This window comes from Variovorax sp. GW821-FHT10C12 (assembly GCF_059415405.1).
The window spans coordinates 1,597,100-1,617,985 of the sequence record NZ_JBWKNE010000001.1 but is presented as its reverse complement, the minus strand read 5'-3'; the positions used below and the strand labels follow the sequence as shown (position 1 = coordinate 1,617,985).

Annotated in this window: 28 protein-coding genes and 1 tRNA gene; 20 read left to right on the top strand and 9 right to left on the bottom strand. The window is 62.0% G+C overall.

From position 1 onward, the window contains the following. Positions 1-15 precede the first annotated feature (15 nt). The 6 genes from AC07OH_RS07695 to AC07OH_RS07670 all read left to right on the top strand — a co-directional run bounded on the left by AC07OH_RS07695 (position 16) and on the right by AC07OH_RS07670 (position 5,791). Complete coding sequence (locus AC07OH_RS07695; RefSeq protein ID WP_307588422.1) at positions 16-744, top strand: maleate cis-trans isomerase family protein; 729 nt, start codon at positions 16-18, stop codon at positions 742-744. Between the two features lie 46 nt (positions 745-790). Beyond that, entirely contained in the window at positions 791-2,218 is a 1,428-nt protein-coding gene (hydA, locus tag AC07OH_RS07690) for a dihydropyrimidinase (protein ID WP_307588420.1), read from the top strand. A 16-nt stretch (positions 2,219-2,234) separates the two neighbouring features. Continuing rightward, positions 2,235-2,996 carry an aspartate/glutamate racemase family protein gene (locus AC07OH_RS07685; protein ID WP_159271731.1) on the top strand — a complete coding sequence of 254 codons (762 nt, stop codon included), beginning with the start codon at positions 2,235-2,237 and terminating at the stop codon, positions 2,994-2,996. A gap of 58 nt (positions 2,997-3,054) precedes the next feature. Further along, the gene (locus AC07OH_RS07680; RefSeq protein WP_495300183.1) at positions 3,055-3,798 is read left to right on the top strand and encodes a GntR family transcriptional regulator; all 744 of its coding nucleotides are present in this window, start codon (positions 3,055-3,057) and stop codon (positions 3,796-3,798) included. A gap of 283 nt (positions 3,799-4,081) precedes the next feature. After that, entirely contained in the window at positions 4,082-5,311 is a 1,230-nt protein-coding gene (locus AC07OH_RS07675) for a tyrosine-type recombinase/integrase (protein ID WP_495300182.1), read from the top strand. Between the two features lie 33 nt (positions 5,312-5,344). Then, positions 5,345-5,791 carry a hypothetical protein gene (locus AC07OH_RS07670; protein ID WP_495300181.1) on the top strand — a complete coding sequence of 149 codons (447 nt, stop codon included), beginning with the start codon at positions 5,345-5,347 and terminating at the stop codon, positions 5,789-5,791. Positions 5,792-5,815: 24 nt separating this feature from the next. On the opposite strand, the gene AC07OH_RS07665 is transcribed toward AC07OH_RS07670, so the two are convergent. Next, entirely contained in the window at positions 5,816-6,412 is a 597-nt protein-coding gene (locus AC07OH_RS07665; RefSeq protein WP_495300180.1) for a DUF6988 family protein, read from the bottom strand. Between the two features lie 531 nt (positions 6,413-6,943). On the opposite strand from AC07OH_RS07665, the gene AC07OH_RS07660 reads away from it, so the two are divergent. The 13 genes from AC07OH_RS07660 (at position 6,944) to AC07OH_RS07600 (ending at position 14,921) form a co-directional block, all read left to right on the top strand. Next, positions 6,944-7,513: a hypothetical protein gene (locus AC07OH_RS07660; protein ID WP_495300179.1), complete on the top strand. Its 570-nt coding sequence runs from the start codon at positions 6,944-6,946 to the stop codon at positions 7,511-7,513. After that, positions 7,510-7,758, top strand: a complete 249-nt coding sequence (locus AC07OH_RS07655) for a hypothetical protein (RefSeq protein ID WP_495300178.1) — start codon at positions 7,510-7,512, stop codon at positions 7,756-7,758. Before AC07OH_RS07660 ends, AC07OH_RS07655 begins: the two co-directional genes overlap by 4 nt. 85 nt (positions 7,759-7,843) lie before the next feature. Then, positions 7,844-8,521 carry a hypothetical protein gene (locus AC07OH_RS07650; RefSeq protein WP_495300177.1) on the top strand — a complete coding sequence of 226 codons (678 nt, stop codon included), beginning with the start codon at positions 7,844-7,846 and terminating at the stop codon, positions 8,519-8,521. 86 nt (positions 8,522-8,607) lie between these two features. After that, a complete protein-coding gene (locus AC07OH_RS07645) occupies positions 8,608-8,814 on the top strand; it encodes a hypothetical protein (protein WP_495300176.1) in 207 nt (68 codons plus the stop codon). Further along, positions 8,811-9,026 (top strand): hypothetical protein, encoded by a 216-nt coding sequence (locus tag AC07OH_RS07640; RefSeq protein WP_495300175.1) that lies wholly within the window; start codon positions 8,811-8,813, stop codon positions 9,024-9,026. Before AC07OH_RS07645 ends, AC07OH_RS07640 begins: the two co-directional genes overlap by 4 nt. Before the next feature lie 3 nt (positions 9,027-9,029). Further along, positions 9,030-9,494: a hypothetical protein gene (locus AC07OH_RS07635; RefSeq protein ID WP_495300174.1), complete on the top strand. Its 465-nt coding sequence runs from the start codon at positions 9,030-9,032 to the stop codon at positions 9,492-9,494. A 364-nt stretch (positions 9,495-9,858) separates the two neighbouring features. Continuing rightward, positions 9,859-10,092: a hypothetical protein gene (locus AC07OH_RS07630; RefSeq protein ID WP_495300173.1), complete on the top strand. Its 234-nt coding sequence runs from the start codon at positions 9,859-9,861 to the stop codon at positions 10,090-10,092. Continuing rightward, positions 10,089-10,457 (top strand): hypothetical protein, encoded by a 369-nt coding sequence (locus tag AC07OH_RS07625; protein WP_495300172.1) that lies wholly within the window; start codon positions 10,089-10,091, stop codon positions 10,455-10,457. Before AC07OH_RS07630 ends, AC07OH_RS07625 begins: the two co-directional genes overlap by 4 nt. A 71-nt stretch (positions 10,458-10,528) precedes the next feature. Next, positions 10,529-10,870 (top strand): hypothetical protein, encoded by a 342-nt coding sequence (locus tag AC07OH_RS07620; protein ID WP_495300171.1) that lies wholly within the window; start codon positions 10,529-10,531, stop codon positions 10,868-10,870. Next, positions 10,818-11,609 carry a hypothetical protein gene (locus AC07OH_RS07615; protein ID WP_495300170.1) on the top strand — a complete coding sequence of 264 codons (792 nt, stop codon included), beginning with the start codon at positions 10,818-10,820 and terminating at the stop codon, positions 11,607-11,609. The genes AC07OH_RS07620 and AC07OH_RS07615 overlap by 53 nt, the downstream gene beginning before the upstream one ends. After that, complete coding sequence (locus AC07OH_RS07610) at positions 11,609-11,962, top strand: HNH endonuclease (RefSeq protein WP_495300169.1); 354 nt, start codon at positions 11,609-11,611, stop codon at positions 11,960-11,962. The genes AC07OH_RS07615 and AC07OH_RS07610 overlap by 1 nt, the downstream gene beginning before the upstream one ends. Before the next feature lie 151 nt (positions 11,963-12,113). Next, positions 12,114-12,518: a hypothetical protein gene (locus AC07OH_RS07605; protein ID WP_495300168.1), complete on the top strand. Its 405-nt coding sequence runs from the start codon at positions 12,114-12,116 to the stop codon at positions 12,516-12,518. Between the two features lie 9 nt (positions 12,519-12,527). Beyond that, positions 12,528-14,921, top strand: coding sequence for a phage tail tape measure protein (locus AC07OH_RS07600; protein ID WP_495300167.1), 2,394 nt, complete (start codon positions 12,528-12,530; stop codon positions 14,919-14,921). 66 nt (positions 14,922-14,987) lie between these two features. Here AC07OH_RS07600 and AC07OH_RS07595 read toward each other — a convergent pair whose 3' ends face one another. From AC07OH_RS07595 to AC07OH_RS07585, 3 genes are all read right to left on the bottom strand, one after another. Then, complete coding sequence (locus AC07OH_RS07595; RefSeq protein ID WP_495300166.1) at positions 14,988-15,401, bottom strand: DUF2513 domain-containing protein; 414 nt, start codon at positions 15,399-15,401, stop codon at positions 14,988-14,990. A gap of 215 nt (positions 15,402-15,616) precedes the next feature. Continuing rightward, positions 15,617-15,841, bottom strand: a complete 225-nt coding sequence (locus AC07OH_RS07590; RefSeq protein ID WP_495300165.1) for a hypothetical protein — start codon at positions 15,839-15,841, stop codon at positions 15,617-15,619. Between the two features lie 113 nt (positions 15,842-15,954). Further along, positions 15,955-16,851 (bottom strand): AlbA family DNA-binding domain-containing protein, encoded by an 897-nt coding sequence (locus tag AC07OH_RS07585; protein WP_495300967.1) that lies wholly within the window; start codon positions 16,849-16,851, stop codon positions 15,955-15,957. Between the two features lie 251 nt (positions 16,852-17,102). Between AC07OH_RS07585 and AC07OH_RS07580 the strand changes: the two genes are divergently transcribed. Then, positions 17,103-17,360 (top strand): hypothetical protein, encoded by a 258-nt coding sequence (locus AC07OH_RS07580; RefSeq protein ID WP_495300164.1) that lies wholly within the window; start codon positions 17,103-17,105, stop codon positions 17,358-17,360. 54 nt (positions 17,361-17,414) lie between these two features. Here AC07OH_RS07580 and AC07OH_RS07575 read toward each other — a convergent pair whose 3' ends face one another. From AC07OH_RS07575 to AC07OH_RS07555, 5 genes are all read right to left on the bottom strand, one after another. Next, complete coding sequence (locus AC07OH_RS07575) at positions 17,415-18,383, bottom strand: hypothetical protein (RefSeq protein ID WP_495300163.1); 969 nt, start codon at positions 18,381-18,383, stop codon at positions 17,415-17,417. 75 nt (positions 18,384-18,458) lie between these two features. Beyond that, positions 18,459-19,109, bottom strand: a complete 651-nt coding sequence (locus AC07OH_RS07570; RefSeq protein ID WP_495300162.1) for a DUF4145 domain-containing protein — start codon at positions 19,107-19,109, stop codon at positions 18,459-18,461. A gap of 64 nt (positions 19,110-19,173) precedes the next feature. Further along, positions 19,174-19,264, bottom strand: a tRNA-Ser gene (locus tag AC07OH_RS07565). 36 nt (positions 19,265-19,300) lie between these two features. After that, the gene (locus AC07OH_RS07560) at positions 19,301-20,230 is read right to left on the bottom strand and encodes an SPFH domain-containing protein (RefSeq protein ID WP_099789315.1); all 930 of its coding nucleotides are present in this window, start codon (positions 20,228-20,230) and stop codon (positions 19,301-19,303) included. A 49-nt stretch (positions 20,231-20,279) separates the two neighbouring features. After that, the gene (locus tag AC07OH_RS07555; protein WP_489056678.1) at positions 20,280-20,693 is read right to left on the bottom strand and encodes an NfeD family protein; all 414 of its coding nucleotides are present in this window, start codon (positions 20,691-20,693) and stop codon (positions 20,280-20,282) included. Positions 20,694-20,886 lie beyond the last annotated feature (193 nt).

The following is a 20,886-nucleotide window of genomic DNA, read 5'->3' as shown; positions in this document are numbered from 1 at the left end:
CCCGACTTCCATCCCATGACCCCTCGCAAACTCATCGGCGTGCTCACGCCGTCCTCGAACACGGCGCTCGAACCGCTGACCAGCGCGATGGTCGCGGCCGTGCCCGGCGTCTCGGCGCATTTCTCGCGCTTCACCGTCACCGAGATCTCGATGCGCGATGCATCGCTGAACCAGTTCGACGACAGCAAGATCCTCGAGGCCGCGCGGCTGCTGGCCGACGCGCGCGTCGACACCATCTGCTGGAGCGGCACCTCGGCCAGCTGGCTCGGCTTCGAGAAGGACCAGGCGCTGTGCGCGCGCATCACCGAGGCCACCGGCATCCCGGCGACCACCTCGGTGCTGGCGCTCAACGAACTGCTGGCCGCGCAGGGCGCGCGCACGCTGGGGCTGGTGTCGCCGTACGTCGAGGACGTGCAGCGGCGCATCGTCGCCAACTACGCGGGCATCGGCATCGACTGCGTGGCCGAGCGCCACCTGGACCTCACGGTGAACTTCTCGTTCAGCGAGGTCGAGCCCGACACGCTGCGCCGCATGCTGCGCGAGGTGGCGCAGCAGCGCCCCGACGCCATCACCATCATGTGCACCAACCTGAGCGGCGCGCAGCTGGTCGAGGAAATGGAGCGCGAGCTCGGCATCCCGATCTACGACTCGGTGGCCACCGTGGTCTGGCGCGCGCTGAAGACGGTCGGTGTCGCACCGGGCGCCGTGAAGGGCTGGGGCCGGCTGTTCGACGCGAACGCCTGAGCGCTCGCCACCATCCCCGACTCAGACAGAAAAGCAAAGAAAGACCATGACCTTCCGCGACCTCGATCTCGTGGTGCGCAACGCCCGCGTTGCCACCGCCAGCGACACCTTCGATTCGGACATCGGCATTGCCGGCGGCCGCATCGTGCAGCTCGGCCTCGGCCTGCCGCCCGGCCGGCAGGAGATCGACGCCGCTGGCCGCTACGTGACGCCGGGCGGCGTCGACGCCCACTGCCACCTCGACCAGCCGATGGAGCCGCCCGTGCGCATGGCCGACGACTTCGGCTCCGGCACCCGCGCCGCGGCCTGCGGCGGCACCACCACCGTGATCCCGTTCGCCGCGCAGCAGAAGGGCCAGTCGCTGCGCGCCGCCGTGCAGGACTACCACCAGCGCGCCGAGGGCCGCGCCCACGTCGACCACGCCTTCCACCTGATCGTGAGCGACCCGACCGAGGAAGTGCTCAAGCACGAGCTGCCGCAGCTCATCGCCGAGGGCTACACCTCGTTCAAGATCTACATGACCTACGACGATCTGAAGCTGGACGACGGGCAGATCCTCGACGTGCTGTCGGTGGCGAGAGAGCAGGGCGCGATGGCCATGATCCACGCCGAGAACGCCGACTGCATCGAGTGGCTGACCAAGCGGCTCGAAGCCAGCGGGCGCACCGCGCCGCGCTTTCACGCGCATTCGCGGCCGATGCTGGTCGAGCGCGAGGCGACGCACCGCGCGATCGCGCTGTCGGAGCTGGTCGACGTGCCGATCATGATCGTGCACGTGTCGGGGCGCGAAGCCGTCGAGCAGATCCGCTGGGCGCGCGCGCACGGCCTGAGCGTGTTCGCCGAAACCTGTCCGCAGTACCTGTTCCTGACCGCCGAAGACCTGGGCATCGACGACAGCTACCAGGGTGCGCGCTGCGTCTGCAGCCCGCCGCCGCGCAACCGCGAGAACCAGCAGGTGATCTGGAACGGGCTGTCCGACGGGCTGTTCACGATCTTCTCGTCGGACCATGCGCCGTTCCGCTACGACGCACCCGAGGGCAAGAAGCCCGGCGGCGAAGAGGTGGCGTTCCGCCACATCCCGAACGGCATTCCCGGCATCGAGACGCGGCTGCCGCTCCTGTTTTCGCACGGCGTGCTCGACGGGCGCATCACCATCAACAAGTTCGTCGAGCTGACGTCCACCAACCCCGCCAAGGCCTACGGGCTGCACCCGCGCAAGGGCACGATCGCCGTCGGTGCCGATGCCGACCTCGTGGTCTGGGGCACCACGCCGCGCGCCATCCGCAACGCCGACCTGCACCACGACGTCGACTACACGCCCTACGAGGGCATTGAGGTGAAGGCCTGGCCGGCACTGACGCTGGCGCGCGGCGAGGTCGTGTGGGACGGCGAACGCTTCCATCCGCGCGCCGGACGCGGAGAATTCCTGCGCCGGGGCGAGCCCACCTTGCTGCCCAGCCGCCGACCCGCCTGAACCTGGAGCCATCGCCATGAACCTGCTGCTCATCAACCCCAACACCTCGCAAAGCGTCTCCGACCTGATCGCGGCCGAGGCCCGGCGCGCAGCCGCGAGCGACACGCACATCGAGGTGCTCACGGCGCCCTTCGGCGTGGCCTACATCGAGACCCGCTTCGAATCGCTGATCGGCGCCTACGCCGCCGCCACGCTCGCGGCCGAGCACCACACGAGGCACGACGCCATCGTGGTCGCGGCCTTCGGCGACCCCGGCATCGACGGCCTGCGCGAGGCGCTTGACATCCCCGTGGTCGGCCTCACCGAAGCCGCGCTCATGAGCGCGTGCCTGCTGGGCAAGCGCTTCTCGATCGTCGCGATCTCGCGGCGCATCACGGCGTGGTACCGCGAGTGCGTGCAGGCCAACGGCCTCATCGACCGGCTGGCGAGCATCCGCAGCCTGGACGGTCCACTCAAGGACATCGGCCACGTGCAGGACGACCACGGCCAGCGCCTGGAGGCCCTGTGCATGTCGGCCATCGAGGACGACGGCGCGGACGTGATCATCATTGCCGGCGCGCCGCTGGCGGGTCTGGCGCGCTCCATCAAGGACCGCATTCCGGTGCCGGTGGTCGATGGCGTGTCGAGCGCCGTGTGCCATGCGCAGACGCTCGTGTCGCTGGCGCCCGCGCCGGCGCGCCTGGGCAGTTTCGCGCCGCCGCCGATCAAGCCGAACCACGGGCTGCCCGAGGCCCTGGCGCGGCTTCTGGCACGCGACGGCGCCCGCGCGCCAGGCTGAGGCGGTGGGCCCCGTGACGCTCTGCAGCCTCGAGGGGGCGCCGATAGAATCGGCGCCGATGCCCACCAAAGCCCCAGCCCGCAAGACCAGCGCGAACGGCGCGACTGGCGCCACCGGCACGACCGGTGCCCCCAACGCCCGCGAACACAGCGTCGATGAAATCGCCGAGAAAATCTCGGCCGCCATCTTGGAACACCGTCTCGCGCCGGGCACGAAGCTGGGCGAAGACCGGCTGGCCACGATCTTCGCGACCAGCCGCGCCAAGGTGCGCGAGGTGCTGGCCCGTCTGGCGCACGAGCAGATCGTCGAGCTGGTGCCGCAGCGCGGTGCTTTTGTCGCCAAGCCCACCATCGAGCAGGCGCAGGACGTGTTCGAAGCCCGCCGCCTCATCGAACCCGGCGTGCTGCGCCGCCTCATCCGCACGCTCGACGACACCAAGAAGCAGCGCCTGCAACGCCACATCGAGCTCGAGGCTGACGCCCGCCGCCGCGACGACAAGCGCGCCATCGTGCGGCTGTCGGGCGAGTTCCATGTGCTGCTGGCCGAGCTGGCCGGCAACTCGGCGCTGGCGCGCTCGATGCGCGAGCTGTCGGTGCTGACCTGCCTCATCATTTCGCTGTACGACGCGCCCACGGCCACCAGTTGCCGTGCCGACGAGCACGAGGAAATCGTCGCCGCCGTGAACCGCGGCGACGCCGCACGCGCCGAGAAGCTGATGCTGCATCACCTCGACCACATCGAGCAGAGCCTGAAGCTGGACGACAGCGCGGAAGAGGTCGATCTCGAAAGCGTGTTCAGCTGAAGCGAAGGAGGTCGGGCAACGGCATGCCCGATGTCCGCAAGGCACAGGCAAACCCATTGCGGGTGCCCCACAAACAAAAAGCCCCAGCAGCTTGGCAGCTACTGGGGCATCGTTTTGGCGGAGCAGGCGTCTGCCTTTCGGGAATCCGGCGCAATCCGAACCAATCCGGATTTTCGGCATTTCTCCTCTGAAAACTGTCAGAGTGGCATGCGGGACCATCCGAGCCAATACAATCCAATCCGAAATTCTTTGATGGGTAGGACGTTGGGCAAGGAAAGTTCGAATGCCGAAAAAAGCTACAGAACGTACAGCGCTTGAGGTGGGTCGATTGAAGGCGCCGGGGCTCTATGCCGTGGGCGGCGTGGCGGGCCTCTATTTGCAGGTTGTCGAGTCTGGGGCTCGGACTTGGCTGCTGCGCGCGACGATGGGCGGCAAGCGTCGCGATATGGGGCTCGGGGGCTATCCCGACGTGACGCTGGCGCAGGCACGCGAGAAGGCTCGCGCAGCGCGTCGGCGCCTGGAGGATGGCGTAGACCCCATCGAGGAGCGCAGGCAAGCCCGTAGCGCCCTTGCAGCAGCACGAGCGGCGTCCAAGACCTTCGAGGACTGCGTAGAGGGCTTCATGAAGGCCAAGGAGTCCGAGTGGCGCAACCCGAAGCATCGCCAGCAGTGGCAAAACACCCTCGACACCTACGCCGGCCCGGTCATGGGGAAGCTGCTGGTCGGCGATGTGATGCTCGCTCACGTCATGAAAGTCCTGGAGCCGATCTGGCACGAGAAGACTGAGACGGCCACGCGCGTGCGTGGCCGGATTGAGCAGGTGCTCGACTGGGCGACGGTGCGCGGCTACCGGAAGGGCGACAACCCGGCCCGATGGAAAGGTCACCTCGACCAGTTGCTGGCCAAGCCTCGGAAGATCTCGAAGGTAGAGCACCATGCCGCAATCCCCGTCGACGCGGTCGGCACGTTCCTGGCCGATCTGCGGCCTATGGATGGCATGGGGGCTCGGGCACTGGAGTTCGCGATCCTGACGGCTGCGCGCTCTGGCGAGGTCCGCGGCGCCCTGTGGTCAGAGTTCGACCTTGCGGAGAAGGTGTGGACCGTGCCGGGCGAGCGCATGAAGGGCAAGGTGGAGCATCGCGTGCCGCTGTCCAAGCAGGCTATCGAGCTACTTGAGGTGTTGCCGCGCTTCGAGAAGGTTGAGGTGGTGTTCCCTGGCGTTAAGGGCCAGGTGCTGAGCGACATGACGCTGTCCGCGGTTATGCGCCGCATGAAGGTCGACGCCGTGCCCCACGGCTTCCGTAGCACGTTCCGCGATTGGGCGGCTGAGCGCACCAACTTCCCGCGCGACCTGGCCGAGATGGCGCTCGCGCACGTCATTGAGTCGAAGGTGGAGGCGGCCTACCGTCGTGGCGACATGCTAGCCAAGCGCCTGAAGATGATGCAGGCTTGGGCCGACTTCTGCGACGCGATCCCGAAGGCTGGCAACGTTGTGCCGATAAAGGCGACGTGAGAGTCGCTCAGATTTGGCAATGGAAGGACCGACATGACTGAGTACTCGAAACTCGAGGCAGCTACGGTGCAGATCGACCGAGCCATCGAACTCTTTTTGGCTGGCGATCACCTTTGCGCGGTGACGCTCGCTGGGGCGGCTGAAGAAATCTTGGGCTTCTTGGCGCGAGCAGCAGGCAATGAAAGCGCCGTCGACTACATCGCGCTGTATCACGGGCCCGAATTCGCGGCGGCAGGCGAACCCATGACAAAGAAGGAAATCGTTGCAGCCCTCAACAGGGCACGCAACGGGGCGAAGCATGCAGATGCTGGTGGCGACGTGCTAGCGATCAGCTGGGCTGACTCGATGGCTATGCTCATGCGGGCAATCCCGATGCTGCGCGAGCTTGGGGTTGATTCGGCGAGTCATGAATGCTTCCGCGAGTGGCTTGTAGCCAACTCTGAAATGATCAAGTCGCATATGGGCGAGGCCCCCGGTTAAGTCGGGAAGGCGGTCAATGGTTCCTCAACTTGAAGTGAGCTCCTTCATTTTCTGAGAGCAGGGCTCGGTGGAAAGCCTTGCCAGACCCAGGAGGCCTGCCAGGCAAAAAACGGCGTAGAAATCAAGAGCCTGCAAAATCTCTACCACCTCGGCATCGGAGTGCGCTGCGGCAATGCCGCCCGCGTCAACCCAGCGGGAGATTTGTCTCTGTTCTCCGTGCGCATAGTCAGACATCGACTCCCATGTGGAGCGCTTTATTTGGGAAAAAGCGCCCCCTATTTGCGGCAAGCCGTCGAGCTTCCTGACCATCGTTTCGAGCTTTGGGATAAAGCCTCCTGCCTCGATGCGTTTGATTTCAACTGGGGTAGCGCAGGTTTGTGCCCAGCATCCACGAACCCAGGCTTCGTAGACTGATCGGAGAAGCGCGAAAGCTGGACTGCGAGCGTCATGTTGTAGCAACAACAAGATAGCTTCTCGATGGTCAAGCGCGATCGCATAGCAGACGGCGGCAATCCTTTCCTGTCCGTCGCCTTCGTACCTTCCTGGGTGGTGCGCTTCAACCCAGGCGGAGAGCCGATGCGATGCATTCAATGCTGCTGTGGATGTATTGGTCGATGTCATTCTGAGTTCTTCTAGGTCTGTGCGCATTGTGCGTTGGGGCTCGTTCCACACGAAACGTGTGGGGGACTCAAAATCCCCCACCGATCCGGACGGGGGATTTGAACCCCCGGCGTGACAGGCCGGTATTCGTTGCGGGGGCTCGTTTCACGCGAAACCTTGGGGTTTGTCTTGTGATTTGGTGCACCTTGATTTTGTGATTAGGTGTACCATTTCTGTTATGGACACAAAAAAGCAAGTAGGCGGCGCCCGACCTGGTGCGGGGAAGAAACCCGCGGTAGCTGGTGCGCCGGCCACCAGTCCCGTGACCATCAAGCTCTCAGAGGCACAAAAGGAGAAGCTGCAGCGCCTCGGTGGTGCACCATGGGTCCGTCAGGCGATCGACAAAGCCAAGGAATGACCGCCGCGCCTCAGGGCGCCTGTTCCTGCAATGCAGGGATCGGGACTGGGGCACAAAAAGCGACGGCCCAAGGTGCTGGACACACCAAGGACCGTCTATCCACACCGTGCAACCCGTGAAAGGAAACACACACTATGGCTCCCAAAATTATCACCCCTGGTGAGGCATCCGCGAAAGATAGCCTGCCGATCGGCCCCCACTCGCCCATTAAGGGGCCGAACTCGATCTCGTTCTGTGGCGGGCTCGTCGCCCTTGCTAATTCGCACCAAGTTGACACGACGGGCATTGTTGGGGGCGACTACAGCAAGGTCTATGAAGTCAAAGACTCCGAAGGGCGCCTCTGGTTTGTGAGGTGGATCGGGAATCCTTTTTTCACCGCTTTTCGCGACCCCACAGCGCAAGAGATTGAAGACGAGATCGATCGGGCCGACCGCATGATCGGCATCCACATCGAACGTGTGCGCCTGGAGGCCTGTCGGCTCGTCGCTTACGAAATGAGCGATCTTGCGGATGCCATGCGGCCGGACCAATGCCCGTCGAGGCAGCGCAGGCGCTCGATCAAGCGTTGCATGTTGGCGCTGACCACACTGCAGTGCAATCTGCTGTCCCTGAGGGCTGTCAATGCGCGAGCGCTTCGCGAAGAAATGAGTTCGCTGGGCCTGACGCTCCCGCGGCGCGACTATCTGGGAGTGGCCTGGGCATGACCAAACAAGTCCCTCCCCTCGAAGTCACTCAGTGCTTCTTGCCACAAGAGAAGCCGGTTTTTCGGCTCCTGCGCCGCGTAGGCCCGTGCCGCCTTTGGCGTTCCCAGACGGTTGAGCACGAACTGCATGGGTTCATCCGTCGCCCGCGAGTTCACTACCACGTCACCACCGGCGAGGAGGTCGACTACGTGCTGATGCCGCGACGCAAGACCGCGATACTCAATTTCGAGTTGGCCGCGCGATAGCAGTTCTGCCGCGCCTAGGCTGATCCCCGAAAACCCGTGAACCTGACGGGCTGGCGCGGCTCCTTTTCAGGTGCGTGAGGTACGCATGACAACCAACAGCTTCGACTGGAACGAGCTGCAGATGAATCCGGATAACTGGATTGAAATTCCCGAGTTCGGAGTGATGCCCGCCGACGCGGGCTTTGAAGGGTTCGCATTCCCGATCCTCGATCCGACAACGGACAGGGATCACTGGAGGGTCGCTCTGTTCGATGCTTCCTCTATGGTGCGAAAGCAAGCACGCAGCAGATTTGCCAGCTTGGCAGAAATCAAGGAGCTGTACTACAACGCATTTGAGGTCGAAGAGCCTAAACCCGCCTGGACGGACGAGCATGTGTTTGCGATCCGGTACAGCATGTTTTTCGACTACCTCGGGCAGAGCATCAAAGACTTCGACGACGATAAAGAAGGCTGCCTCAACTCAGTTTCAATCGCAATGCAGATGGCGCTGAAGATGGTCGAAGATCGAGCCGTCGATTTGGCAGAGGTGCGCGGCGAACTGTCGCGGATCGTCAATATGCGTGCAGGCTCCAGCAAAGGCGGAAAGCAGAGCGGAAAGACGCGAAGAGCCCGGGCAAAGGTCCCATCGCCGACGAAGCTGCGGGAACTTAGGGGAGAGTTGATCGCCGCGGGCACATCAGAGCGGAATGTGGCTGGTAAGTTGGCCACCCGCTTTGGATGCACAGCCGATCACATACGCAAGGTTCTAGAAAAACACGACTGAACCGGCTTCAGTTCGCTATTGAAGGTGGTGCAGTAGCGTTTCGAAAAACACCATCGCTTTCGTTCCAACCAACGCGAATGAAAGCTATGACCCTCCAAGCCAAACCACTCAAGCCCGTTTGGATTCAAGGCCCCCGCCTGCGCCAGCGCTGGGGCATCTCCAACACCACCTTCTACTACAAGCTCAAGGCGGGCATCATCCCCGCCCCTGAGTACCCGTTCGGCCCGCAGAAGCCGTATTGGCGCATGGAAGCCGTTGAGCGCTTCGAGGCTTCCACCAAGGTGGGCGCATGATCGGCGCCGATAAGGCCTTTGCCACGCTGCAAGCTTGCGCAGCGCTGGTCGGCATGACCTGCACCCTCACCGCGACCGGAAACATTGTCCTCTCGCGTTTTGGCGGGGCTTGGATCTTCGGCACGGTCGACAAGGCCGGCGCCTGGCTCGATCGCCTCGAGCAGCCAGGCACCGAGGTGCAAGCCGTTCCCTCGCCGGAAGGGGCGGTGTGATGGATGGCCAAACGTACCCGCTATTCCACCCAAACGCGCGACTCGGGCGGGTTTGTGGCGCTGCCCTTCACCGTGATCGATTCGGCTGCCTATCGTGGCCTGAGCATGCATGCGAGGGCATTGCTGATCGAGATCGCTCGACAGTGCCGTGGAGACAACAACGGCATGTTGCTGTGCTCGCGCGCCTACATGGCGACCCGCGGCTGGAACAGCAACGACACGCGCGAGAAATGCCTCAGGGAGTTGATCGCTGCGAAGCTGGTGCACCAAACCGTGATGGGGCACAGGCCCAACAAGGCGAGTTGGTATGCCGTGACATGGCTGGGACTCGACAAGCTCGTCGGCTACGACCACGACCTGGCGAGCACGTTTCAGCGCAGTGCGTATCGGGACCCGCCCGTGCTGCGTCAGTCCGTCAGGAAAACACCAGCCTTATCCCGCCCGGCGGGACAGGCAATGCACGCATAGACCCGTCCGGCGGGATAAGAGGTGCGTCTTCTGTCCCGCCGGGCGGGTCTATAAGGGCGGTTATCCACAGGCTCTCTGTCCCACCAGGCGGGCACCATCTAGAGAAGCCATCTATTCCTGGCTGCTGGTCCCCGTGTTTGGTATTCAAGGTATTGAGGGAGCGCGCGCATTTTTGGCCGATCGGTTTCGTTGACATTGAGGTAATGCTCGGCAAGCTGGCGGGCCGTGTCCGCATCGAGAGCGGACATATTTCGGACATGGAACGCCACGCAACGCCATGTCACGCCAAGTCACGCCAGCACCTGCTATCAATTGCTAGCAGCATGCAAGCATGGGGCTTGGATCTGGGGCTCGGAGGTGCAGCATGAACGACATCAATCTGGGGCTCGCATTCGCCCGCTATCTATCCAACCCCAGCGCTGAATCTGTCGAGGCCGTCGTCGTGGCGCTGGAGGGGAGGCCGGACATGCCGATCAAGCCAGACGAGACGCGCCGCGCATTGCTGGCCGGTATCGCTGAGGTCAAACGTGCTCATGCTGGATCGGCCACCTCGCAGACCGCAATGCTGATGCAGCGCCTGCTAGGGAGAAAGGCATGACGAGGGGACGCAAGCCCAGCCAGGGCAAGGCCTCTCACGGTGCCCTCTCGAACGCGCGTGCGTCTGTTGCCCCGCCTTCGCTGACCGCAGAGCAGATCGTTGAAAAGCTGCGTCAAGTGCAGATGCTGATGCATGAGTTGCTGCCTGCGGCGCGCGCATTGCAAGATGCTCCAGGGCAGATGGAGAAGGTGCAACGAGCGACGGCAGCACGGTGCAAGTACACCGAAGACGACAAGAAGCGGTGGCGTGACATGGCCGCGCAACCGGATCTCAGCTTGCATGGGAAGCGCCGCGCGGCGAGCCTTATCGCAATGCGCGAAGGTCTGCCGTCGGAAGCGACGGAGACGATCCGAAAGGCGCTGTGAAGATTCTGGGTAAACCGTTTGGATTTACCCAGTTACCCAGCTCACAGTCGATTCCCTAGACCGGATTGACTATGAGCACCAAGACCAAATTCCCTACTTCGGATGAGATCGCTGCCGCCAAGGCGCGCAAGGAAGTTCTACTCGCACTAAGCCAGGCTGAGGGCGCATTCATCGAACTGAGAAAAGCCCTCGGCATGCCGGCTCTCTCCACGTCGTCAGCGATGCGCGACGACGAAATCCAACACAAGCGCATCCATGCCTTTCGGCTCATGAAGAAGATGGGCTATCGCATCGATCACGACAACCAGAAATCGGAGCTAGTGCGAATCGTCGGCCCCGGGTTCTCGGAGGACTTCCTGGATGTCGCTGACTTCGATGGAACTGCAGGCAATTCAATCTCCAACTACCACTGAGGGCAACATGTTTTTCAAATCAAGAATCAATTCCACGCAACAGCATCAATTCATTGAGCGCCTGAAGGCCGCACCAGTTGTTCAGGAGGCAATGCGCGAAATCGAAGGTCAAGAACTGGCAGAGCGCAAGGCACTCGTTGATGAGGCCACGGCACTGGAAAAGAAGATCAGCACCTTCGCTGCCACGCGATGCAAGCGCGAGGCTGAGATCGCCGCGGAGATGGCCGCGCTCGGACAGCGTCGCAGCGAACTGGAAGTCGAGTTGGAGAGCTTGGCCGCCGCTGGAACGCAGGTGCACAGCACTGCAGGGCAAGAGCGCGCTACCTTGGTCACCTTGATCAAGGCTGGTGCTGACCCGCGAATCAACAACTTCACCCTGTGGGCGCAGACGGCATATTCGCAAGCCGTCAGCGAAACCTGGAAGAGCGGCAGCTACAACAAGGCGTTCGTCGTGGGGATCGGCACCGAAGCACGAGTCGCACGGGATGCGCAAATGCAGCTCGAATCCGTCGGCCGTTTGGCACGCCTCGTGACGGAAAGCTGCAGTCGTGCAGATGCCATGCGTCTGGAAGCTAGCCTCGCTGATGACGTGATGCTCGAACTCCGGTCCATGGCGGCTGAGATTCATGGTGAATACATGAGCGTGCCCAGAAGCCAGACCCTCGCGACCGACTTTCTCGCGCGCATCCCGGGCGTCATGGTGCTCGAAATGAACGATGTGAATGGGTTGGTGCCCTGATGCCTGAGCATCCCGCAAAGCCCTGCACCTACCCGGGCTGCGGCGCCCTCGTGCGCGACGGCACTGCACGGTGTGCTCGGCATGTGCTGAAGGCGTGGCGCACCGACGTTGCCCCGCCTGATCGCATCCGCGGGCGCAAGGGCGTGGAGCTTCGGAAAGGGCTGTTCAAGCGAGAGCCGCTATGCCGTGAGTGCCGAGCCCTGGGGCTCGTGACGCTGGCCACGCAGCGCGATCACATCGTGTCGCTGCGTGAGGGTGGCAAGGACACCGAGGACAACGTGCAGCCCCTATGCGTGGCGCACCACGAAGAGAAGAGCTTGGCCGAGGCGCTGAGGGGCAGGACGAGGGGTTGACTGCCTCCCGCACCATTGAGGTGCAATGTCTCGTTAATGCAACAATGTTGCAAAAATGAGACGGCAGGGGGGTAAAAAAGTCAAAACCCTTCCTCTTTGGACACCGGGCGCCAGTCGTTTTTTTATTTCCCCGAAACCAAAAAGTTAGACCATGGCCCGTCCCCGCAAACCTTCGAACGTGCTGGCGCTGAATGGCTCGTTCAAGAAACACCCTGATCGCGCTCGCGAGCGGGGTAGAGAACCTCAACCGGCTGGCGACATTGGCGATCCACCCGATCACCTCAGTGAAGGCGCGCGCGCTTGCTGGATCGAGCTGGTTGCTCTCTGTCATGAAGGCGTTCTGTGTGCAGCTGACCGCCTCTTTCTGGAATACGGTGCCCGCGTGCTGTGGCAATTGCGCAGCTCTGAGGAGATCGATCCCAAGCTGGCTATCCGATTCGAGGTCGTATGCGCGCGGCTTGGCATGACGCCGGCCGATCGCTCGAAGGTGTCAGTACAGAAATCAAACGGCGAAAAAGATCCCTACGGCGAGTTCGCCGCAGGCATCACTTCTTGAAGGAGCAGCATGACTACGACTATCGGCAGCATCGTGGTCGACCTGCTCGCGCGCACGGGCAGTTTCGAGACCGACATGAACCGCGCCGCGAAGACCGCCGAGAAGCGCGCACGAGAGATCGACGCGGCCGTCTCGAAAGCGGGGGCTGCTGTGGGGCTGGCGCTCGGTGCTGCCGGCGTGGCCGCAGTCCATTTCGGCAAGCAACTCATCGACGGCCTCGACGCGCTCAATGACGTGAAGGACGCCACGGGCGCGAGCATCGAAAACATTAGTGCCCTCGAAGACGTGGCGCTGCGCACGGGCACCACGCTCGACAACGTGTCGGGCATCCTGGTGAAGTTCAACAACGTGCTCAAGGAGGCCGACGGAAAGAGCGGCGTGTCGCTGGCACTGAAGGCCATCGGCCTTGATGCGGCCGAGCTGCGCAAGGAAGACCCGGCAGAGGCATTGCGCAAGACGGCGGTAGCGCTCTCGGGCTTTGCCGACGATGGTAACAAGGCGCGTCTCGTGCAGGAGTTGTTCGGCAAGTCCGTGAAGGATGCGGCGCCGTTCCTGGCTGACCTGGGAGAGAAGACGGCGCTCGTCGGCAAGGTGTCGAAGGAGCAGGCGGCGAACGCCGAGATCTTCAACAAGCAAATCGCCGAGATTTCGAAGAATGCTATTGATGCGAGCCGGGTGTTGCTTGGCAATCTGATGCCGGCTGTGAACGAGGTTCTGAAGGCAATGGCAAAGGGCGGCATCGGCGCTGCGGCTGATGAGTTCGGAGAGCGCGTGCTCGGGTGGACGAGCAACGCGATGGGCAAGGATATTTCCAACGCGAAGGATGATCTCGCCCGTGCCATTGCCGGCCGCGAGCAGGAGCTGCGCTACAACGGTTCCACTTCGAACTCCGATGCAGCTATCGCGCGTGCTCAGCAAAAACTCAGAGATGCGGAAAAGGCATTCATGAAGTTTCGTGACCGCGGGGCCGGTGCTCTGGCTTTCACGCCCGAAGAAGAGAAGCCGTCGGCGTCAATTGGCGGCGACACTGCCAAGACTGGCGGCAGCGACAAGAGTGCGGCGCAGATGGCCGCCGAGCGCCTGGCCCGTGAGCTGGACCAGATCCAGAACGGCGCCGATGCGCTGAAGAACGCGAACGACAACCGCGAGAAGATTCTCGAGGCCCAGCGCGCGGCCAGCCTCATCAGCGAAGCCGACTATTACGACGAGAAGCGCAAGCTCATGGCGGAGGCCGACCAGGCCGAGATCAAGGCCATCGAGGACCAGATCAAGCGGCTGGAGAGCGAGCAGTCGAAGCTGTCGGGCAAGGACGCAGAGAAGAACCTGCACAAGGTCGAGGATGCGCGCGCGAAGCTCGTCAAGGCTGAAGGTGCTGCGGCAACCAATCTAGCGGTCCTCAACCTCAACGCGAAGAAGTCGACCGACGACTTAGCCTCTTCGATGGAGGAGGCGCGTCGGGCCGCTGAGTCGTTCCTCGCCACGACAGACCGGGCCTTTGCGGTTGAGATCGGGGGGATGGGGCTCGGCGTGAAGGCTCGCGACATGGCCGCGGCGATCAGTCAGATCGAGCAGACCTACGAGCAGAAGCGCCAGGACCTTGAACGCGACAACCGCAATAAGAAGTTTGCCGGCCGGGAAGACGACTACAAGCGCGAACTCGCGCTGATCGATGAGTTCCAGAAGAAATCCATCGACAGCTTCAAGCGACGCAATGCCCACATGGCAGAGCTGGAGAAGTCGGCGGCCCTCGGCGCCTCGGAGGCTGCGGCGAACTACTTTGCAGAGACGCAGAACGTCTACAAGCAAATCGAGCAGGCGGTCGGCGGCGCCTTCCAGAACATGGAGGACAAGATTGCCGAGTTCGTGAAGTCAGGCAAGCTGGACTACAAGGGCCTGATCGACTCGATCCTCGCGGACACGGCGCGGCTCATGGTTCGCCAGCACATCACAGGGCCGCTCGCCGGCATGCTGAGCCAGGCGCTGGGCGGCGGGGATTCGTTGGACAGGCTGCTGAACTCGAACAATGCCTTCGGTACGGCGCCGGCTGGAGGTGCTGGCGGCTTTGACCTCAGTGGTGCGGTCAGTGGCGCCATGAAGTTAGTCGGCGGCCTCTTCAGCGGCTTCAAGTTCGCTGAGGGCGGCAATCCGCCCGTCGACATGGCCAGCCTGGTCGGCGAGAAGGGGCCGGAGATGTTCGTGCCACGCACTGCCGGCAACATCATCCCGAACCACGTCCTGCGGGGCGAGGGCGGCGGCCGGGGTTCGCCTGTGGTGGTGAACATCAACAATTCGGTCGGCGACATCGCCACCTTGTCGCAGCTGAAGGAGGCCCAGGCTGGCACCGAGCGCAGAATCGCGGCGGCGGTGGCTCGCAGCCAGAGATACGGAGGGACGCTGGCGTGAATTTGGCGGTTGGCCGAGGAACATCCAACGCGATGGCGGATGCCTTGGCCAATTTGTAGCGCCTCGTCAGCCGAGCACGTTTTTCAGAGCGAGCGCCCCCAGCGCCTTCACAGCGTCGAAGGACAGTTCGACTCCCTTGGTGTTCGCTGTCGACTTGATCCAGTCCCAGACCTTTGAAGACCGCATGGTGTCCAGCAAATCGTGACCTGCCATGGTTAGCCGCGGTGTAAAGGTTCCAAAGCTGATGTAGCCGTCCGCGCCCCGAATGATGCTGTAACCCTGTGCGTATCCAGCGTTGAGCAATAGTTCCAAGTGACCGAAGAGTCGTTCGTCAGCCGCACGGTACGCGCGCATTTCTTCGATGAAGGCTTGCTCTGACTGATCAAGCCATTTCGGTTCGGACGGCGCGTCCGCCGTTAGGTCCCGCTCTTCCTCGATGTCGGTGAGAAGCTTTCGAATCAGGTCCCAATCTCGTTTCATCTTGCGTTCCGTGGATAGGTTTTCGAATGCAGGTATGTGCCGGTAGAGGGCCGGCGAGGCTATTGGTTCGGAGGCGCGGACACGCTGTCGATGCTGAAGCAATTGCAGCAGAGGACTGAGTGCGGCATTGCCAGCTGCGCTGGGATGCAGCCAGCGCTACGGCGGGCCGCGGGCACGAACATAGGCGCTCTGACGCAGTGTTTTCTTGCAGCCAGTTAGGCGAAAACCACGGCTCCCTTTCCTGCGAACGCAATCTCCTTCATCTGCTGATGGGTGAGGAGATCGAAGTTGGAGATTGTTAGGCGCGCGCCTTTTGCTTGTGCGGCAAAAGCAATCTCGGTGAGTTGCTGAGCGGTCTTCCCCGTAGCGTCGAGGTGAAAGCCTCCACCTGCGAAAGCGAGCTCTTTAAGTTGCTGGACGGTCAACTGCGCGATTTTCATGTTGTCTCCTGTGGTGGAGCAACCAGCATACCGCGCGACGACTTCACCAAGGACGAGGCGAATTTTTCGTCTCCAGGCTTCTTGGGTTGAGCGCGAGAAGTTGTCGCGCCCCCCTAGAAGCGACACCAATCTGCGAAGGGAACAATGCCTGTGACGGGCTGAGCATCGTTCAAGTAGAGTGTCCAGGCGAGCGCGCGTTGCGCGTTGCTCATCACTTGAAAAGTGTCGTGATTGACTTCCAAGATGAACTCGGGAAAGTGCCCAGGCTCAGGGTCATACTTCTGAGATTGTCCAGGGTGGAGGATGAAGCGAGCGCCGTTGCCTAAGGGATCGCCAAAGGAAAGCCGCACGAACTCTCCTCCTTCGCGGAGGTTCACCATTTGAACCATGTGGCGATACAAGGGGTGAAGCTGGGCGAGATTCTGGCCGGCATGCCGCGAATCATGAAAAGCAGAGGCCGGCACATCGACGTTCAGCCACCATTTCTCCATCGTGACATTGCCGACGTTCGTGATTGAGACTCGGAGACTATACCGATGAAGGTCTGCTGAAATTCCGTGGTTCTGCGTGCGAACAACAACATCGGCAACGGGTCGCGTGTCACGCGACATCAAGTCACGAATGCGGAAATCCTCGAGCGGCCTGGTGGTGACGCCAACACGCTGGTAGTAGCGAAGATCGCCGACTAAGGTCTGATGCGCTGTACCTGCGGCCTTGATGTCTATGACAAATACCCGGCCACCGGTGACCGCGATCTCTTCGATGTCGAAGTCGTGGAAACGCGGGCTCGCGTGGTCGTGAATCGTGGAGCTAAGCCACTCACGGGTGATGGTTCCGTCGATCACAGGCGCCAGACTTTCAGCGGCCGCGATGCCATCTACAGGGCGGCTTTCGGCAATGCCGTAAATGATTCGGCCGCCGTCAGCATTTGCAAAGCCAGTCACGTCCTTGATGAGTTCGGCGCGTTGATTGTTTTGACGGCCAAGCGCATCGCCGCGCTTGAACTCCAGCTAGAGCGATTCCTGGGTTAACTCGTCGATGAGGCGCTGGATGTCTTGAGCGTTCATGAGGGTATGCTAACTGGAGCCGATTCTTCGGCGGCAGTGAGGAGCGCTTGCGGGTCTTAGATTCGGGGACAAGGGAAACTCTCTTCGCGATCTGCGGCGTCGTCGTGAAAGCCACGCCGCGTGCGCCGCGAAGTGAGCGTGGGGTCTTCGCCAGGTTCATGTGTGCCGGCGGCCTTGGCTGGCATGATCAGCAAATGATCAAGATCAACTATTCCCTTGGCCCCGGGGCCCGGCGAGCAGTCGCAAAAGCCACTGGATCTCTGTTGCTCCCAGATGCGCCTGCGCTGGCTTTGCACCTGAACTTCGTTCCTCACAAGGGAGATTGCATGCGCTGGGCGGCGATCTCGAACGATGTGATCTTCGTTGTCGAAAATCGACTCTTTAACATCGATACAGATGGTGAGGTGGTGGTTGATCTGCACGTCGAGGTTTACGACCACGCGGCTGAGTGAGTGTCTCGGCCGCTGCCGTGCGAACTCACCAAGGACGAGGCGAAGTCTTCACCTCTAGGCGCCTTGAGTTGAGTCAACGGTGCCCATGTGCGTTGCAAGAACGGCTTTGACTTGCATCATGGCCGCTTCGACCTCAGTGTGAGTCTTCTGAGACTGTGCGCGAAAGACATCTAGATCGCTTGGAAGTTCGAGCTCGGTTCGTATTGCTACCGTGAGTCGGTCCAAGCGATCCGATATCTCCTCTCGAAGGCTCAGCCTAACAAAATCGCCATAGGCAAGTTCGGCGGTAGTTCGCTGTTGGAAGAGGGCCTGCAATTGCGCTCCGAATGAGTTGACCTCTTCGAGCGCCATTTTGTGCTGCGCTTGGATCGCTACAAGTCCGTCGAAGTCCTTGCGTTGAGTCAAATTAAATTGCCGCATCGCCTCGAGATATGTTTCTCCTCGTTGCAGCGACTGCGTGCGTAGCGCCTCGATAGTTTTGATCGCCGCGTTAGTGCCGCCGATGGGAATGACTTTGGTCATCGCCGAGATGAAAAGGCGCATGTAGACGTTGAATGTCTCACGGGCCAAGACGGCAGTGTCCTGTTCAGACACCAAGGTAACTCGCTGAATAGAAAGCGAAAGGCCAGTGATAGTGGCTAGAACGTCCGAGGACGCTATGTCCTTACTTGCAAGCGCCCCGATCGTGCCTTGAAACTTCACCATTTCGCTGACCGCCTGGAGATAGACCTCGCGGCGCATGGCGATCAATCGGCTGTGCCGGTCTTTCTTGGCGTCCAGAGCCCGTTCTTGTTCTGCCTGCTGCCGCGTGTGCTCGCGATTTCGGTGCTCTTGATCGACCGAATGAGCGAGTTCGGCTTTGGTCTTCGCTTCGCTCGCGGCGAGTGAGAGCTTCACCCCATGGAGCGTTGTGCGAGTTGCCACGATCGCCACGACGCCTGCAATCGCCGCGGCAATGATGGTGGGGTTGTCGACCAGGTAACGGCCTCCCGTCTGCACTGCGTGCAGCCACTCAATCGGCATCGTCTCTCTCCTCGGTTTTGCCGGCATCGTAGCCGCAAAGCGATAGGAGAGGTCGGGCCCCTGCGCCAGGGAGGCCTACTTCATTGGCGGCTTGCCAGCCGCTTGCAGCTTGGCGTTGAATGCATCGCGACGAGCGGCATCCTTTGCTGGCTGGACATAGTAGAAGTCGAACAGGCCTTCAAGCACTTCCAGATTCCATTCGGCCTCCTCCGCCTCGACAGGCAGGATTGCACCTGTGTTGGTGTCCTTCAGCGGATGCGCTGCGAAATTTCCGATGTTGCGGATCGCGTCAACGTTGTCCCCCAACCAGGAGGGCAATTGTTTCGTGTCGAGCAATGCCTGAATGGCGGGTGCCAGATCCTTTTGCGTGAACCCTTGCAGGCGTAAAAGACTTTGCAGGCACCGTCTGGAGAGGGCAGCCGAGGCCTTGGCACTGTGCGACAGCACAGCGCATGCCTCATTGAAGTCTTCAGCTAGCAGGCCTGGCACGTCAGTCGGCGCCGGCGGTCGCGTAGTGTTCCGCGGGTAAGCAACCCAGGCATCTTTGTTTCCAGCCCAAGACTTCACAAGTTCAATGATTGCTTTCGAACATGACGGACACGCCATTGTTCGGCTGTACCAGCCGGTAAGTGCGCCGTCTTCTTGTCCTATCAGCCCACTGCTTCCTCCGAGAACCACGTCACGGAAGCCAGCATGGATCTCAACTTGGCAATGCGGGCATTTCATTGATGGGCTCTTTGATGGGTAAGAAAGAAAAACGGGGCACAAGGCCCCGTATTCATTACTTCTCTGGCGGAGCAGGCGGGATTCGAACCCGCGGAGGGCTATTAACCCTCACACGCTTTCCAGGCGTGCGACTTAAACCGCTCATCCACCGCTCCTGAGCCCACGATTGTAGCGCGGGTTTTCAGCCGTTTTCAGGTCGGGCCAGAGCTTTTGCCAGTTTGGATCATGCGCATGGCCGACGAGATCAGCGCGGCCGTCTCGGTCATGTTGCTCGGCACGATGAGCGTGGTCTTCGAATCGGCGGCCACCTTGCCGTAGGCATCGACGGCGCGCTCGGCCACCTTCAGCTGCACGGCCTGTTCGCCGCCCGGCTTCTGGATGGCCGCGGCCACGCGCTCGATGGCGTCCGCCGTGGCGGTGGCCACTGCGGTGATGGCGGCGGCTTCACCCTGCGCGTTGTTGATCTGCGCCTGCTTCTCGCCCTCGGAGCGGGCAATGAAGGCTTCGCGTTCGCCGGTGGCGATGTTGATCTGTTCCTGGCGACGGCCTTCCGAGGCGGCGATGAGCGCGCGCTTGCCGCGTTCGGCGGTGATCTGCGCCTGCATGGCCAGCAGAATTTCCTTCGGCGGCGTCAGGTCCTTGATTTCATAGCGCAGCACCTTCACGCCCCAGTTGAGCGCGGCCTCGTCGATGGCGGCCACGACCTGGGCGTTGATCACGTCGCGCTCCTCGAAGGTCTTGTCGAGCTCGAGCTTGCCGATCACGCTGCGCAGCGAGGTCTGTGCGAGCTGGGTCACGGCCACGATGTAGTTCGACGAGCCGTAGCTCGCGCGCATCGGGTCGGTCACCTGGAAGTACAGGATGCCGTCGACCTGCAGCTGCGTGTTGTCGCGCGTGATGCAGATCTGGCTGGGCACGTCGAGCGGGATTTCCTTCAGGCTGTGCTTGTAGGCCACGCGGTCGATGAACGGGATCAGGAAGTTCGGGCCGGGCGTCATGGTGCCGTGGTATTTGCCCAGGCGCTCGCGCACCCATGCGTTCTGCTGCGGCACGAACTTGACCGACTGGCTGATGAAGATGATCGCGATGACCAGGATGATGAGAGGAACTGAAAATTCCATGGTGTTGCTTCCTTTTCGAATGCGTTTTTCTGACGGACGGATTGAACTGCTAGATCTTGTCGACCACGAGGCGGCTGCCGATGACCTCGACCACGCGGTGTTCGCCGGTGGAAGGCGCATGGCCCGCCCGCAGCACGACGGTCCATTGCGAGCCGCGGTAGCGCACGGTGGCGGTGCCGTCGGGGTTCCAAGCATCGACGAACACGCTCTCGCCGATGTCCAGGTTGAGATCGCTGGAGGGCGCTGCCGGACGGTTGCGTCGGATCAGGTACCAGGTCACGACCGAGCCCACGCCGACCACGGCGGCCACCAGCAGCTGCGTGACGAGGCCGAAGCCCAGGTGCGCGGCGATGGCGGCGGCGGCGAAGCCCGTGGCCAGCAGCAGCAGGTACACCGTGCCGGACAACAACTCGGCCACGATGGCCGCGCCTGCGATCAACCACCAGAAGGTGGGATTTCCCATGGCAACTCCTCTCTTCTTTTGTTACTTGGACCGTCGCCATTCTGCGGCATGGCGCGCCATGCGCCTGTGTCGCGTAGGGGTATGACGCCCGGTGGAGCCCTTCGCAGTCGCGCGCCCCTGCGGGCTTGAACCCGGCCGGCGCAATCCGTCATCCGAATTCCGTACACTTCGCGCCTCGCTCATTGCCTGTCTG